14 protein-coding genes, 1 tRNA gene and 1 pseudogene are annotated in these 15,136 nt (G+C 72.0%); 3 read left to right on the top strand and 13 right to left on the bottom strand.

The window, feature by feature from the left end; all coding sequences use genetic code 11:
* Positions 1-17: 17 nt before the first annotated feature.
* Positions 18-1,331 (top strand): tachylectin-related carbohydrate-binding protein, encoded by a 1,314-nt coding sequence (locus BCL76_RS29370; RefSeq protein WP_109782397.1) that lies wholly within the window; start codon positions 18-20, stop codon positions 1,329-1,331.
* Positions 1,332-1,385: 54 nt separating this feature from the next.
* Here BCL76_RS29370 and BCL76_RS29365 read toward each other — a convergent pair whose 3' ends face one another.
* Positions 1,386-2,117: an ALF repeat-containing protein gene (locus BCL76_RS29365; RefSeq protein ID WP_109782396.1), complete on the bottom strand. Its 732-nt coding sequence runs from the start codon at positions 2,115-2,117 to the stop codon at positions 1,386-1,388.
* A 129-nt stretch (positions 2,118-2,246) separates the two neighbouring features.
* Positions 2,247-4,118 (bottom strand): putative bifunctional diguanylate cyclase/phosphodiesterase, encoded by a 1,872-nt coding sequence (locus BCL76_RS29360; protein ID WP_181382782.1) that lies wholly within the window; start codon positions 4,116-4,118, stop codon positions 2,247-2,249.
* 346 nt (positions 4,119-4,464) lie between these two features.
* Between BCL76_RS29360 and BCL76_RS29355 the strand changes: the two genes are divergently transcribed.
* Complete coding sequence (locus tag BCL76_RS29355; RefSeq protein WP_109782395.1) at positions 4,465-5,700, top strand: M6 family metalloprotease domain-containing protein; 1,236 nt, start codon at positions 4,465-4,467, stop codon at positions 5,698-5,700.
* A gap of 61 nt (positions 5,701-5,761) precedes the next feature.
* Here BCL76_RS29355 and BCL76_RS29350 read toward each other — a convergent pair whose 3' ends face one another.
* The 7 genes and pseudogenes from BCL76_RS29350 to BCL76_RS29320 form a co-directional block, all read right to left on the bottom strand.
* Positions 5,762-6,034 (bottom strand): hypothetical protein, encoded by a 273-nt coding sequence (locus BCL76_RS29350; protein ID WP_109782394.1) that lies wholly within the window; start codon positions 6,032-6,034, stop codon positions 5,762-5,764.
* The gene (locus BCL76_RS29345; protein ID WP_109782393.1) at positions 6,031-6,660 is read right to left on the bottom strand and encodes a hypothetical protein; all 630 of its coding nucleotides are present in this window, start codon (positions 6,658-6,660) and stop codon (positions 6,031-6,033) included. Before BCL76_RS29345 ends, BCL76_RS29350 begins: the two co-directional genes overlap by 4 nt.
* A 57-nt stretch (positions 6,661-6,717) precedes the next feature.
* Positions 6,718-7,401: a Crp/Fnr family transcriptional regulator gene (locus tag BCL76_RS29340; RefSeq protein WP_109782392.1), complete on the bottom strand. Its 684-nt coding sequence runs from the start codon at positions 7,399-7,401 to the stop codon at positions 6,718-6,720.
* 106 nt (positions 7,402-7,507) lie between these two features.
* Positions 7,508-7,581: transfer RNA gene (locus tag BCL76_RS29335), tRNA-Lys, on the bottom strand.
* Positions 7,572-8,196 (bottom strand): annotated as a pseudogene (locus BCL76_RS29330) (bifunctional DNA primase/polymerase). The gene BCL76_RS29335 and the pseudogene BCL76_RS29330 overlap by 10 nt, the downstream one beginning before the upstream one ends.
* 352 nt (positions 8,197-8,548) lie before the next feature.
* Complete coding sequence (locus tag BCL76_RS29325) at positions 8,549-8,896, bottom strand: hypothetical protein (protein ID WP_109782391.1); 348 nt, start codon at positions 8,894-8,896, stop codon at positions 8,549-8,551.
* A gap of 361 nt (positions 8,897-9,257) precedes the next feature.
* Entirely contained in the window at positions 9,258-9,827 is a 570-nt protein-coding gene (locus tag BCL76_RS29320; protein ID WP_109782390.1) for an NADPH-dependent FMN reductase, read from the bottom strand.
* Between the two features lie 115 nt (positions 9,828-9,942).
* On the opposite strand from BCL76_RS29320, the gene BCL76_RS29315 reads away from it, so the two are divergent.
* On the top strand, positions 9,943-10,425 hold the full coding sequence (locus BCL76_RS29315) for a MarR family winged helix-turn-helix transcriptional regulator (RefSeq protein WP_109782515.1): 483 nt from the start codon (positions 9,943-9,945) through the stop codon (positions 10,423-10,425).
* Positions 10,426-10,477: 52 nt separating this feature from the next.
* Here the strand turns inward: BCL76_RS29315 and BCL76_RS29310 are convergent, their stop codons facing one another.
* The 4 genes from BCL76_RS29310 to BCL76_RS29295 form a co-directional block, all read right to left on the bottom strand.
* The gene (locus BCL76_RS29310; protein ID WP_109782389.1) at positions 10,478-10,936 is read right to left on the bottom strand and encodes a hypothetical protein; all 459 of its coding nucleotides are present in this window, start codon (positions 10,934-10,936) and stop codon (positions 10,478-10,480) included.
* An 83-nt stretch (positions 10,937-11,019) separates the two neighbouring features.
* On the bottom strand, positions 11,020-12,360 hold the full coding sequence (locus tag BCL76_RS29305) for an AAA domain-containing protein (RefSeq protein ID WP_109782388.1): 1,341 nt from the start codon (positions 12,358-12,360) through the stop codon (positions 11,020-11,022).
* Positions 12,357-13,949, bottom strand: coding sequence for a hypothetical protein (locus BCL76_RS29300; protein ID WP_109782387.1), 1,593 nt, complete (start codon positions 13,947-13,949; stop codon positions 12,357-12,359). The genes BCL76_RS29305 and BCL76_RS29300 overlap by 4 nt, the downstream gene beginning before the upstream one ends.
* Positions 13,937-15,121 carry a hypothetical protein gene (locus tag BCL76_RS29295; protein ID WP_109782386.1) on the bottom strand — a complete coding sequence of 395 codons (1,185 nt, stop codon included), beginning with the start codon at positions 15,119-15,121 and terminating at the stop codon, positions 13,937-13,939. Before BCL76_RS29295 ends, BCL76_RS29300 begins: the two co-directional genes overlap by 13 nt.
* Positions 15,122-15,136 lie beyond the last annotated feature (15 nt).

Here is a 15,136-nt window from a genome sequence, read left to right as displayed (position 1 = left end):
AGAATCCGGAGACACCCATGTCCTCGTCGTCCCGCAAGCGCCGCTTCGCCGCCACCCTGGCCGTCGCCGCCACCACCCTCGGCATGGTCACCCTCAGCTCGACGGCCCCGGCCCAGGCCGCCGCCATCTGCGGCGGCAACGTGTCGGTCTACGGAATCCTCCCGGACGGACGCCTCACCTACACGGCGATAGCCCCCAACACCGGTGACCGCGTCAAGACCCTGATCGGCGCGAACCTCGGCTTCACGCCCAAGGCGATGGCCACCCTCAACTTCAACACCGTCCTCGTGACGTCGACGGCCGGCGAGCTGTACCGCGTCGACATCCAGACCAACGACAGCGCCCTGGCCCTGGCCGGGGTCACCAAGATCTGGGACAGCGGCTGGACCTTCGACAAGCTGACCTACGACGGCGCCGGCCACCTCTACGGCACGGTCGCCGGCGAGCTCCACCGCTACAACGTCTCCCAGGCGAAGCCCAGCGGCCCCGCGCACATCGCCAAGCACGCGGTCATCGACACGGGCTTCGTCCTCAAGACGCTCGCCGCGGCCGGCGACGACGTCCTCATCGCGAGCACCGCCGACGGTCGACTGCTCTCGTACCAGATCAACGGCGTCGGCGACTGGGAGAGTTCGCAGCTCAAGAGCTCCGGCTGGGCGGCGGTCGACAACCTCGTCTCGCCCGGCGGCGGCCTCTACTACGGCCGGACGAACGGCGGGATGTACTGGTACCACGACGCCGACCCCACCGACGGCAAGGGCGACGACATCGCCTACCACCCCGCCGACCCGGTCGACGCGAGCGGCTGGACCCAGAGCCTGCTGTCCGCCTTCGCCGACGACTGCACCTACCAGCCGCCGGCGCCGCCCACCCCCACCCCCTCCACCAAGGGCGGGCAGATCGCGCGCAGCGAGATCATGAGCCGGGCCGCGAACTGGCTGAGCCGCGACATCCCGTACAACCAGGGCGCGTACGCCTCCGACCCGGACGGCGACCACACCTACCGCACCGACTGCTCCGGCTTCGTGTCCATGGTCTGGCACGCCGGTACCAGCTACACGACCCAGAGCCTGCCGGGCGTCGCCGCCACCATCTCCAAGTCCGACCTGCAGCCCGGCGACGCGCTGAACACCCTGGACGGGCACGTGGTGCTCTTCGAGAAGTGGATCGACAAGGGCGCGGGCAAGTTCTCGTACATCCACGAGGCCAACACCAACGACGACATGATGCGCGGCCAGGACTACCTGAACGGCGGCACCGACGGCCGCATCGCGGGTCACGCCGCCTCGGGCTACGTCGCCCTGCGCTACGACAAGGTCGTCAGCGGCTAGGGAGTGTCCTGCGGATCGGGCCGGACCGCCGACGGGCGGTCCGGCCTCCGCGCGTCAGAACTGGTACTGGCCCACCGTGATGAAGTACCGGAGCTCCTCCGGAGTGCTGCCGTTCAGGAGCCTCTGGCACTCCGCGTACAGCGCGTCGCTGATGACCGGGCGGGCCAGGATGCGGGCGACGTCGACGCGGTCGTCCTCGGCCTGCGCCAGCCGCAGCCCGGTCTTCAGGAACGCGGTCCGGTCGGCCGGGGTGCCGTCGAGGGCCTTGTTCGCCTCGCGCTTGACGCCCTTTCCGGTGGCCGGGTTGGCGTGCAGGATCCGCAGGATGGCAACCTTGTTGTCCTCGTCCTGAGCCTTGGCGTAGCCGGTGGCCAGGAACGCGACGCGGTCGGCCGGGGTGCCGTCCAGGGCGCGGTTGATCTCGCGGGTGACGCCCTTGCCGGGTTTGGTGTTCAGGATCCGAAGGATGGCGACCTTGTTGTCCTCGTCCTGGGCCTTCGCCAGGCCGGTCTTGAGGAAGGTGCGGACGTCCTCGGTGGTGCCGTCCAGGGCCTTGTTCGCCGCACGGGTGACGCCCTTGCCCGGGTTGGCGGCCAGGATGCGGGCGACCTCGAAGCGGAGCTGGGTGTCCGTCATGGTGTCGTACGGCGACTCCCCGGCGGTCACCGCGGCCACCTTGGCGGGAGCGGCGGCGGCTTGGCCGGCGGCGAGGGCCGGGGTGGCGAGGAGCAGGGCCGGGGCCAGGGCGCCGACGGTCACGGCGAGCGCGGTACGGGTGAGCTTCATGCTGGTTTCCCCCACAGATCAAGGAACTTGGTCAAGAACCTTTGGCCTGAAGATCGTCACAAGGGGATTCCGGGCTGTCCAACGACGAAAGGGCCCCTAGAAGCCCTCCCGGCGGCGAAGCGGAACAGACTATCCGGGCTGGTCCGCCCCCGGCCGGGTGCCGATCATCTCGGCGATCCGCTCCGGGGCCACCGCTCGTGAGTAGAGCCAGCCCTGGCCCGTGTCGCAGCCCACGCGCCGCAGCCGTGCCGCCTGGCCGGCGGTCTCCACGCACTCCGCGGTCACCGTCAGGCCGAGCCGGTGCGCGAGCTGGACCAAGGCCTCGACGATGGTCTCGTCGGCCGGGTTCGGGTGCGTGCCCTCCTCGTAGCGGAATCCACGGACGAAGGAACCGTCCAGTTTCAGAACTGATACAGGAAGCCTGCTGAGGTAGGCGAGGTTCGAGTAGCCGGTGCCGAAGTCGTCGATCGCGATCCGCACGCCCATGTCGCTCAGCGCCTGAAGGGCCTGCAAGGGCCGCCCGGCGGAACCCATCACCGCGGACTCGGTCAGCTCCAACTGCAGCAGCTGCGGGGCCAGGCCCGTCTCGGCCAGGATCTCCGCGACATCGCCCACGAGGTCGGAGTCCCAGACCTGACGGACGGCGACGTTGACGGACACGAAGACGGGGGCGTCGCTGGGCTGTTCGATCTGCCAGCGCCGGGCCTGCCGACAGGCGGTCCGCAGCACCCACTGCCCCAACTGGACGATGGACCCGTCCTCTTCGGCGATCCCGATGAACCGATTCGGCGTGAGTGTGCCGAATTGCGGGTGGTTCCAGCGCACCAGGGCCTCGACCCCGCGCACGGAGCCGCTCTCCAGGTCCACCAGCGGCTGGTACTCCAGCTCGAACTCGCCCCGTTCCACGGCCGGTCGGAGCGTCGAGGAGAGGGCCTGGCGGGTCATGCGGTGGGCGTTGCGTTCCGGGTCGAAGAGCGTCCAGCGGGCCTTGCCGTCCGCCTTGGCCCAGTACAGGGTCGTGTCGGCGGCCTGCATCAGACCGGTCGCCGAGGTGCCGGCCGTCGCCCTCTCCACGACCCCGATCGAGGCCGAGACCGACAGTCGCTGCCCGGCCAGGTCGAAAGGCTCCTGTACGGCGGCCAGCACGCTCCGCGCCAGGTCGGCGAGTTGTTCGGTGCCGGTGGAGTCCTCGACCAGCAGGGCGAACTCGTCGCCACCGAGGCGCGCGACCAGGTGGCCGCCGGTGCGCCCGTAGCCGGACTGGTCGGCGCACTGCGTCAGCCGGGCGGCGACGGCGGTCAGCAGCCGGTCGCCGACCCGGTGGCCGAGGGTGTCGTTGACCGCCTTGAACCCGTCGAGGTCCAGGTAGCACAGCCCGATCCGGCCGGTGCCGCCGCCGTGTTCGTACGAGGAGGCCTCCAGGGCGGCGGAGAGCCGCTCGAAGAACAGCGCGCGGTTGGGCAGGCGCGTGACGGGGTCGTGCATCTGCAGGTGGCGCAGCCGGGCCTGGAGGTCGCGGCGGTCGCTGATGTCGCTCACGGACAACAGGACGTCCCCGGTACCGGGGACGGGTCCGAGCGTGACCTCGGTCCAGAGCGAGTGTCCGTCGGGATGCTTGAGGCGGCGGGTACAGCGCAGTCGGGCCTGCCGGCCGCGGAGCACCTCCTGGTACGCGGCCCAGGTGCGGGCTTCCGCGGCCAGGTCCACCAGGTCGGCGGCGGACCGGTGCACGAGGGTGTGCGGTTCGCTGCCGAGCAGCCCGGCGAAGGCCTGGTTGGCGGCGACCACGTAGCCCTCGCGGTCGACGACGGCCATGGCGAGGTGGGCCGCGTTGAAGGCGGCCCGGTAGTCGCGCAGGTCGGAGTCGGCGCGGTACGACGACGCAGGGCCGGCCGGGGTGGCCGATACCGACGGCGCTGCCGGCACTGCTGTGTGACGCTCCGTAATGGCCGATCGGATGCTGTCGGCCGCCGAACCGGTTCCTTCTGAGGTTCCGCTCACCGTTGGCTCCCGCAGTGTTCGTGAGTGTCCGCGCAGGAAAGTGTGCCGATCATAGAGGCTGCGGGGAGGCCCTATCCAGCGGCGCCACCGGTTGAGACGGTTCAGTTCGGCGTGATGACGGATCGCTGACGCCGGACCGGGCGATCGTTTCTGCGCGGCTGTGAGCATGCGGGGGCTTCTGCTGATCTCAGGTGATCGGTCGTGACGTTCTGTAGGCACAGGCGTGAAGTTCGAGGGTCACCGACTTGCCGTATTACTCACTCGTGTGGGGCAGCGGAACAGGGCATTAGTAAGACAATCGCCTCAAAGTGGATGGACAGGTACGAATCCACCACCGGAGGTCGATGTGGCGCGTCAGCAGACACCCGGGGGAGTGGAACGTTCCCGCCTCCGAAGTACCGCCGCGGCACTCACCTCCCTGACGGCGCTCGCCGCCATGTCGCTCGTCGCCGGTCCCGCGGTGGCCGACTCCGGAGCCGGACCCTGTGCGCTGACCCGCACCTCGGCGCACCACTCCCTCGGCCTGGACACCTGGAACGGTGCCTACCCCAAGCCGGAGCGCACCCTCGATGCGGTGATGGTCTTCCTCTCCTTCCCCGACCACCACAGCGCCCTGAAGACCGAGGAGATCGTCTCCGACTACTTCCCCGCCACCAGCGACTTCTTCGAGCAGGCGTCGTACGGCAGGTTCCGGCTGGCCCCGCACCCGCAGAAGCAGTGGATCCAGATGCCCAAGCCGTCGACCGCGTACGGGATAAAGCGGGACTGGGCCGCCGGGGACCGGGCCTCCTACCTGCGGGACGCCGTCGCCACCGCCGACGCCCAGGTGGACTTCCGCCAGTACGACGTCGTCTACTTCGTCGCCGACCCGGACGCGCCCGGCGTGGACTCCGATGCCACGAAGGTCGTCAACTTCGAGCATCCGATCGTCGCGGACGGCACGGAACTGCGGCGGATCGTCACCGTCTTCGAGCGCCACCCGCCGGACCGCAACGTCCTGGCCCACGAGACCGGGCACGTCTTCGACCTGCCCGACCTCTACCACCGGCCGACGGACGGCAAGGGCGACTGGGACACGTACGTCGGGGACTGGGACGTCATGGGCAGCCAGTTCGGCATGGCCCCGGACCTCTTCGCCTGGCACAAGTGGAAGCTGGGCTGGCTGGACCCCACCCAGGTGGACTGCGTGCAGACGGGCTCCTCGATGCACACCCTGCAGCCGCTGGCCCAGGCCCCGCCGAGCGGCGGTACGGGCGGCACCCGGCTCGCGGTGATCCGTACGGGCCCCGGCAGCGCGATCGCCGTCGAGGCGCGGGGCTCCGCCGGCAACGACGGGGACACCTGCACGGAGGGCGTCCTGGTCTACCGGGTGCGCAACGAGGCCTCGTCGGGCGGCGGCCCCATCGAGGTGCTGGACGCGCACCCGTCGACGGAGGCGTGCTGGGACCGCTCGGTGTACCCGCCGCTGGCGGACGCGCCGCTGGAGGTGGGCGAGACGTACACCGTCCCGGGCGAGCGGATCACCATCGAGGTGGCGGACCGCACCCGGTCCGGCGCGTACACGGTGAAGATCACGACGTGACCACCGGAGAACGGCGGAGGCCCTCACGCGCGTGGGGGCCTCCGCCGTTCCCGCCGACGCGTCAGGCGGGGGCGGCGCGCCGCCAGGAGGCGGCGATGTCTGCCATCACCAGGATGGCGATCACGATCACGAGCGCCCACAGGGTCTCGCCGTGCACATCGCCGAACGGGATGTAGACGGCCAGACCCGCGGGTGCCATGCCGCGGTAGTGCGCGACGGCCTTCGTCGCGTTGCGCGGCAGGGGGACGGGCAGGGAGGCCATCCGCCAGCCGGACTGCGGCTCCGGCTCCTCGCCGCGGTACTGACCTTCGAGCCGGGGCGGGGTGTTGTTCATGACGTCGTCTCCTCATCGCTCGGAACGGGGTGCGGCCGGCCGGCCGGGAGCGGGTCGGGCGCCACGATCGTCACCCAGGCCTGAACGGCTGTTTCTTTGGTGCTGAGCAGGGTGCGACGGAATCGGCCGACGGGCCGACGGCGCAGGTCCGGCCGGATCCCGTCCCATGCCGTCTCGGTCACGGCCAGGACGAGTTCGGCGCGGCTGTCGGTGAGGGCGAGCCGCAGCTCGGGGGCGTCCAGGAGTCGGAAGGCGTGGCTGATGTCCCTGCCGGCATAGCCCCTGGCGTCCTGGACCGTCGTTCCCGTGTGCAGGACGGCGCGCAGTTGGATCCGCGCGTGGCGGTTGGCCGTCGTGTTGTGGTGGCGGAGCGCGGCGACCAGCGAGGGTACGACGGTGTCGAGGACGAGGCCGGGTTCGACGGTGTCGTCGAGGAGGCTCATGATGCCGTCCCCGCGGTCGAGCATCTCGCAGGCCGCGGGTCGGATCCCTGCCCTCCGGAGCCCGGTCGCCAGGGCGTCGTACAGGACCCCTCGCATCGCCAGACAGTCGCGGTCGGTGCGGTCGGGTCGGGTGAAGCCCACGATGTCCAGGCCCAGGAAGGTCTTACGCACGGGCGTGTGCATACGACTACGCTAACACACTGTCAGTTCTACATGGAAGGAGTGTGAAAATTACCAGTTCTACTGGCTGTTGCCGGCCGCCAGCGCGTGCAGGGTCGGAAGGTCGATGACGGCGATGTGGCCTCGGCCGGTCGTGACCACGCCCTGGTCGCGCAGCAGGGTCAGGGCTTTGGCGACGGCCTCGCGGGAAGAGCCGACCATCGCCGCCAGCTCGCCCTGGGTGATGGGCAGGGGCGACGATGCGGGATCCGGGCTCTCCGGCGAGGTGTCGAGCTGCTCGGCGAGGTTGACGAGCTGCGTCGCGATGCGCTGGAGGACGTTCTGGGAGGCCATGTCCAGCCGGGCCTGGTCCGACTGGCGGAGTCGGGCCGTCAGGATCCGGACCAGGGTGCGCAGGACCTCCGGGTGCGTGTCCAGGAAGGCGTTGAGCTGATCGGCGGTGACGATGGTCGCCGTGACCTCGTTCTTCGCGATCACCGAGGCGGACCGCGGTCGGCCGTCCAGCGCCGCCATCTCGCCCACGATGTCGGGGCCTTCGCGCAAGCCCAGGATGACCTCGTGGCCGGTCTCGGCGCTGACCACGACCTTGGCGATGCCCTCTTGGAGCAGGACCGCGTGCGTCGACGGCTCGTGCTCGCGCAGGATCACGTCTCCGGGCCGGTATCGGATCGGGAGGCCGAGCCCCCGAAGGGCGGCCGCGTGCTCGCCGGCCAGGGCTTCCCACAGATCGCTCTTGCCAGTCATGAGTGCTTCCTCGGTCGGTGCGCGCGACCCGTCCAACCTAGTCCACGAACGCCGAAGGCCGCTCTTCCCGAAGGAAGAACGGCCTCGTCAGGCGATTACCTCGCTGTGCGCCGCCAGGGACTCGAACCCCGGACCCGCTGATTAAGAGTCAGCTGCTCTAACCAACTGAGCTAGCGGCGCTTGGTGACGAGAGAGACATTAGCAGGAGGATCCGCGGAACGAAAAATCGATATCCCCAGGTCCGGTCGGTGCGGGGGTACGGGCCGCCCGCACGAAGGCCCAGAGCAGGGCCTCGGGCCCGGGAAGCCAGGGCTCGCGCGCGTCCGGGGCCACGAGCCACCGGGACTGCCCGGGTGTGGCGGCCAGCGGCGGCACGGTGACGGCGTCGCCACGGCCGTGGCACAGCGGCGCCGGGGCGGTACGGGAACCTCCCCACTCCTCCCACGCCAGCAGGGCCGGCAGTCGGTGCGCGGTACCGGGCGCGGCGAACAGCAGGATCCGGCCGCGGTGCACGGCGACCGGCCCGGAGCCGGGACCCTCGGCCCAGAGCAGGTCCAGGATGCGGCGCCCGAGGACGAGCGGGACGTTGACGACGTCGAAGGGATCCCCGCACGGCAGCGTGGCGGGCAGCCCGGGCCGCGCCTCCCACACCGCGAGGGTGCGCCGGGGGTGGGCGGCCGCGGAGGCGAGCCAGGCGGCGCCCTGCGGGGTGACGTGGGTGGCGGGAGCGGTGCGAGTGCGCTCGCCGCGCGCGTGAAGGGCGGTGCAGCCGGGAGCCTTCGTCAGCGTCGTCATATGCCAGGTGTACCCGCCGTAGCGATTTGGATGCCTGGAGTTACCGAAAGCCGGGACGGGGTGGGTGCCGCTGGAGTATTTTGCGCACCGTCGGCCCGCTGTGCTCGGTGGTGCGGGGTGGTCCGTCGGTCCATCGGTCGGGCGTGCGAAGCAATCCGGCCGCCCGGGGACATCGGGCCCGCCCGGCGGGCCGGCCGGTGGGCGTGGCCGCCGGGCCGATCGGCCTCGGCGGCGTCCACGCCCACGGGTCCAGGTCGTCCCTTCCGGATCTTGCCGGTCGGGCGCGCGGCGTCCGTACCGGACGTACCGGGGCCCCGGGGGCGTGAGCCCGGCAGGATGGGGGAGGGGCGGCCTACGTGAGATCGGTGCCGGTGCCCCGCTGGAGGGTCTCGCCGAACTCGATCATCTTGCGGGCGTAGTCCTCGGTCCACTCCGCCTGCTCGGCGATCAGCGCCGGCGAGAGCCGGTCGAACCGGCGGGGATCCGCCAGCTGGGCCGCAGCCAAGGCCTGGAACTCCACCGCGCGCTCCTGCGCGGCCCGGAAGGCCAGTGTCAGTTCGGTCGCACGGGTCAGTAGCTCCCGCGGGTCCTCGATCGACTCCAGGTCGAAGAAGTGCTCCGGGTCCGCCACGGCCTCCGAGGGCTCGAAGAGCAGAGGCGCCGGCCGCAGCCGTCGCTCGGTCCGCTCGGGCTCTGCCATGCGTGTCCTCCTGCTGCGCGTGCGAAGTGATTCCGGGCCACCGTCCATTGTCCAACGCCACGCAAGTCCCCTGCGCGAGGGGAGGGGACACCCGTACGACCGATGAGGCGCAGGAGCAGCCCGACGGGCTCGGTGGCGAGGGAGTCGCACGGGCGATCGGTCGGCGCCGATATCCGCACCGGAATCCTCGGCCGCCTCCCACGCGGGTGGGTGATGTCCGGTCCGCCTCGTGCTGACCGGCTGTCAGTCGCACGCCTCCTCGCCGAGCGCGCCGAGCGGGTGTACGGCCGCCGCGCGGTCGGGGCCGGTGGGTGACCACCGGCCCCAGACCGCTACGCCGCAGTCGATGCCGACACGTCGCTCAGACCGCGACGGCCTCGGCGGCGCGCCGGCCGGCCAGTTCGGCCACGTCGTCCAGGACTCCGGCGAGTTCGCCCGCGAGCGTCTCCGGAGCCTGGAAGCCCTCGGGGCCCAGCAGCTTGGGGATACCCGGGATCGCGACGGAGCGCTCGGCGGGCAGCATGCCGAGCCGCGTCAGGACCGGCAGCAGCATCTCGGCCGCCGGGGCGCCGCCGGTGGGGCCGGCGCTGTAGCTGACGATGCCGACCGGCTTGCCCTTCCACTCGTTGTAGAGGAAGTCGATGGCGTTCTTGAAGGGGGCCGTGAAGCCGCCGTTGTACATCGGCAGGACGAAGAGGAAGGCGTCGGCCGAGTCGACCAGGGCGCTCCAGTCGCGGGTGTGCTGGTGCGCGTAGTTGCCGGTGGAGGCGTATTCGGGCTCGTCGAGGAAGGGCAGGGCGATCTCGGCGAGGTCGACGGAGGTGACGTCGAAGCCACCCCGCTCGCGGGCCTGCTCGCTCACCCAGCGGGCGAGCGGCCGGCCGGAGGAGGTGGGGCGGGTGGCGGCGGAGATGACGTGCAGGCGGGTCATGGTCAGGACTCCCCGTTGGATGCGGTTGTTGATGTGTCACCTGATGAAACCCAAAATCTGGATGACATGTCAATCAGATAGGTGATGTGTCACCGATCTCGCTAGAGTGGCGGACATGACCCCCGCACCGGAGCCGGGCCCCCGCTGGCTCACCGAGTCCGAACAGGACGCCTGGTACGCGTGGCGGCGGATGTTCCCGCTGGTCAACGCCGAGATCGCGCGCGACCTCAACCAGGACAGCGGACTCTCCGAGGCCGACTACGACGTCCTGTCGGTGCTCGGTTCCACGGACGGCCACCGTATGCGCATCAGCGCGCTGGCCGACCTCATGCGCTGGTCCCGCAGCCGACTGTCCCACCAGCTCACGCGCATGGAGCAGCGCGGCGCCGTCCGTCGCGAGGAGGTGGTCGGCGACGGCCGGGGCGCGGAGGTGGTCCTCACCGCGGCCGGCGTCACCCTGATCACGGAGGCGGCCCCGCTCCACGTGGAGTCCGTACGCCGCCACCTCGTCGACGTGCTGACACCGGAACAGCTGCGCACCCTGGCCGAGGTCGGCGAGGTGCTCCGCGAGCGACTGGGAGCCCGGCGGAAGGCGTGAGTCGGCGGATTCCCCCGGGGCCGGTCGGCCGCGTCCCGCGCACCTGCGGCCCTCAGACGGTGAACCCGGAGATCCTTACGTGCGTGACGTCCCCGTCCTCGTGGTCCAGCTCGATGTTCACGCCGTCCGCGAGTCGTTGGCCGTTCTTGTCATTGAAGGGCGTGCGACCCCGCAGCTGCGCCCTCCCGCACGCGTCGGCGCCCGAGCATCCCCAGGAGATCTCCATGTCGGGATAGGAGGCCCGGAGCCACGCCTCCGTCTCCTCCCGTGGCGCGCGGAAGTCCAGCTCGTACGAGATGCTCAACCACTGGCCGGTGGTGCACCGCCGGTCGCGCGTCCCCGCGGGCAGCTCGGCGGCGCGGACGAACCGGGCCGCCTCGTCGCAGGGCACGCCCAAGGTGCCGACCATGGCCGCCGACACCTGGTACGCCCACCAGCCTCCGACGGCCAGTACGGCCGTCGTGCCGGTGATCACGAGCCACGTCGTGAGGCGCTTGCGTCGTACGGTCATCACTGAAGAACCCCCTGGTCACATTCACTTGAACATGTTCAAGGATGCGATCGGGGGCTCCCCGGTTCCCTACAGGCCGATCGTCAAGGCCGCCAGGACACCCGGTGCTCCGCCAGATGGGCCAGGACCGAGTGGTTCGCCTCCCAGCCGTCCGGGAACTTGACCGTCACGCCCAGCTGGACCGGTTCCGTCGAGGGATGGTCGTCCAGCAGCTCCGCTATCCCCGCCCGGGCCACCACCACGCACGCGTGCCGGTGCCGGGAGGCCAGCACGCACAGCCGGCCCGTCTCCAGATGGAACGCCGTCGCGTCCGGGCGGCCCGACAGCGGGTGCAGCACCACCGTGAGGTCGTACTCGCGGCCCTGCAGCCGGTTCGCGGTGTCCACCGTGACCCCCGTGACCCCGAGCGAGGCCAACGCCGCACGGACCGCGGCCGCCTGATCCCGGTGCGCCGTACCCACCGCGATCCGGTCCGCCGTCAGCGGGGACGGCGCCGGGGACTGCTCGTCCGAGGTCACCGCCCCCCGGTCCAAGGCCCGACGGACCACCAGGGCCACCGCCCGCACCGCCTCCGGGTCGGTGCGCGGGGTGTGCCGCGCCGGCAGCTCCAGCAGGCCCCAGCCCGCCTCCGCCGCCTCGTCCAGCACCCGGTCCGGACCCGACCCGTCCGAGGGCACCCCGTACGACAGCCGCCGCTCGCCCGGGCCCGTACCGCTACGGAACTGCGTGTACGGGTAGAAGGCGCGGGAGACCAGCGGCGCCGCCGACGCCGGGAGCCGCCACGACACCGGCAGCCGGTGCTGCGGCAGCTGCGGATTGTGCGCGAGCAGGGTGCTCACCGCCGAGGCCGAGGGGTCGTAGGACAGGCCCGCCCACTGCTCCGCGCCGACCACGCTGAACGGGTCCAACTGCCCCGGATCGCCCACGAACAGCGCCCGCTCGAACAGCCCGGCCACGGCCAGCAGCGCGTCCGAACGCATCTGGTACGCCTCGTCGACGATCGCGTGCTGCCAGGGCTCGACGTCCTTGACGAACGCCCACTTGGCCGCCGTGGAGATGGTGATCGGCAACTCCGCCAGATCCTTCGGCTTGGCCGACAGGGTGACCGAGGGCAGCTCGCGCAGCGCCGGATCGTAGGAGTCCCCCTCACTGCTGTGCAACCGGCCGACCTTCAGCTCCGGATCCTTCTCCGCGAGCCGGAGCACCAGGTCGTCGACCTGCGCGTTGGTCTGCGCCACCACCATCAACCGGCGGCCGGCCGCGGCCAGCTCCCGGGCCGCCCGGACCACCAGCGTGGACTTGCCGGCGCCCGGCGGGGAGTCGACGACCACGCCCCGCTCGGACCCGTGCAGGGTGTCGGCCAGGATCGCGGCGGTCGCCCGGGCGGCCGCCGCACCCGGGTCGAAGGAAGCGGTCGTGGTCACAGCAGGTCCTCGTCGGTCACGGAGTCGGGCAGGGGAAGGGCGCCCGCCGATCCCGGCGGGCCGCCGTGCGTCCACGGGGTCTGCTCGGGGTCCGGAAGCTTCGGGCCGCCGCGCGCGTCGTGCTCGAAGAGCGTCCAGCACAGCCGGTCGCCCTTCTCCGGGACGGACCCCGGCTCGGGATCCCGGCCGCGGCCCATCTTGTCCAGGAGCCGCAGCACCACCTGCCCGCCCTCCTCGAAGCGGACGAACTGCGCGCTCTGCGGACGCCCGTCCAGCGAACGGAACACCTTCCCGCCGCCCGCGCCACGCTCGTCCGCGAGCTGCGGCCGGTCCTCCGTCGACACCGTCACCAACGGACGCGGACTCGGCCGCTTCGACTCCGTCCACTCCATCACCACCTCGGTGACCTCACCGGCGAAGGCCTCGCCCGCGAGCCGCCGGCCCGCCATCACCAAGGGATCGTCCAAGGCCTCCTGCGCGTCGAGCCGCACCTGCTCGGTCTCCCGCGTGGCCAGCTTCTGGGCCGCCGTCACCGCGTCGTCGCGGCGCGGCTGCGGCGGCTCGCCCGCCCGTACCCGGTCCCGGTGCCCGGTGTAGGACCAGCGGTCGCGCGTCCAGCGCTCCTCCGCACGCTCACCCGGCGGCAGCGCGCGCAGCAGGTCGATCGCCTCCCAGGTCTTCCACCACGTGCTCGACAGCTGGGACTCGACCAGCCGGCGCACCTCCTGCTCGGCCGCCCGGACACGGCGGTCGTCGTCCCCGAGCCCGGCCGCCAGCTCCGTACGCGCGGCGTCGTAGCGGGTGATGGCCGGGGCCAGCAGCTTGTTGTCGAAGGCCGGGTCGGTGGCCGGACCGGCGGGCGGACACAGCAGCTGGCCGTCCTTGCCCCGGCCCAGCTCGGCCCGATGGGCCTCCTCGGCACCCGACCGGCCCTCGGGCGGGTCGATCCAACCCAGCAGTGCGCCCAGGTGCTGGTCCTCCAGGTTGCTCTGGCCGGTGGCCCAGTGCCGGGACAACAGGTCCGTGGCCGACAGCAGCATCGAGGAACCGGGCACCCGCGAACGCTCGGCGAGGTGCGTGAACCAGCGCCCGAGCAGCGGCACCTGCGAAGGCGCCGGATACGGATTCTCCGGATCCTCCTCGGCGGTGCGCCGGAAGCGCATCGAGCGCCCCAGCAGCCGTACGTACTCCACGCCCGCCCGGCTCGGCACGATCAGCTGCGGCGCGTCCACGCACAGCTCGGTCTCGACCTTGACCTTCTTGCCCGTCTCCGGGTCGGTCTCGCTGCGCTCGGCCGGCTCCACGGCGTCCGCGTACGCGTCGATGTGGGCCAGCACCTGCACGGCCAGGTCCGCGAGGAAGGCCCAGCGCCGGTCACGGTCGCGCGGCTGCGGTATCACGAACAGCCGCGGATCGTGCCGGTCGGTGCCCACCATCGCGCCGAGCGGGGCACCCGCCTCACCGGCCGTGGTCAGCGGCACGAACACCATCGGGCGCTCGCTCAGGTGGCGGTGCCGGACGGTCGCGAGCGGCTGGGCGCGACCCGCGCGTACGGCCTCCAGCCGGGCCAGAGTGCTCAGCAGGGGCATGCGGGGGTCTCCGGGGAGGGGTGCGGCGGACGGGCGGCGGCCAGGTCCAAGGCCTCGGCGCGCAACCGGGCGGCCCGGTGCAACGCTGCGGCGGTCGGATCCTCGGCGCAGCCGGTCCCGCCGGCCGCCGCGAGGGCGGCCTCGACGGTGGTCAGCGCGCCCAGCTCACCCCGTACCGACCGGCCCAGCGCGGTGACCTGGTCGGCGGAACGGGCCCGGTCACGGCAGTGGAAGGCGAGCTCACACGCGGCCAGGCACTCGGGGGCGTAGGCGGCGTCGACCGCCGACACGGCCCGGTCGAGCTCCTCGGCGGTCCGGGTCGCCGGATCGAAGCTGAGGCCCTCGGGCAGCGCGGCGGCCAGCTCCTCGACCCGAGTCAGCCGGTCCAGCTGGCGGCGGGTCACGGAGCGCTCGCGGCGGATGTCGACGGGGGCGGCGGTGGGCAGGTTGGAGAAGTCCTTCGGGCAGACCAGCAGCACGGTGTGCCCCACCTCGGCGCCGGGCAGCTTGCCGGCGGTCTTCTCCAGCGCCAGCACGTAGACGGCGGCCTGCCGGGCGGCGGCGCCCACCTTCGCGGCGTCGGCGGCGCCGTCGATCATCGGGAACGACTTGATCTCCACCACGGTCCAGCGACCGTCGGGGTGCACGACGACGGCGTCGGGCTCCAGATAGGCCGGGGAACCGGCCACCTCCAGGGCCAGCATCGGGTGGTCCAACAGCGTCCAGGCCCCGGCGTCGAGGCCGGCGGCGGTCGCCTCGCGCAGCGCGAGCGCGGTCCGGGCCGCGCGGCCCTCGGGCCCGGCGGCGGTCAGGTCGGGGACGCGGGCGCCGGGCCCGGGCGGCTCGGTGGTCGGCGCGAGGTGCGCGTGGACCAGCCGCAGCAGCTCGGCGCCGCCGTCACCCTTGACCTTGGCCTCGAAGGAGTTCCCGCGGACTATCGCGAACTGCGACTGCCCGAACGAGGCGGGCGAGCCGAGCGCCGTCGCCAAGGCGGTCTTGTCCACCCCGGCGCCGTCGAGCAGGGCGCGTCTGCCGCAGCCGGGATTGGCGGCGAGGGCCGCCAGTGCCCGGGCGTCGAGCGGACGGGGCGGCACGGCGGGGCCGCGCAGACCGGCGAGCCGCTGCCGCAGAGTCGTCGGCTGCGCGGGGCTGCTGGGCGGGTAGGAGCTCACCCGCGGAAGTGTCCC

It is taken from the genome of Streptomyces sp. CG 926, from assembly GCF_003148825.1.
Lineage (GTDB): Bacteria > Actinomycetota > Actinomycetes > Streptomycetales > Streptomycetaceae > Streptomyces.
This window is presented reverse-complemented; position numbering and strand designations above follow the sequence as displayed.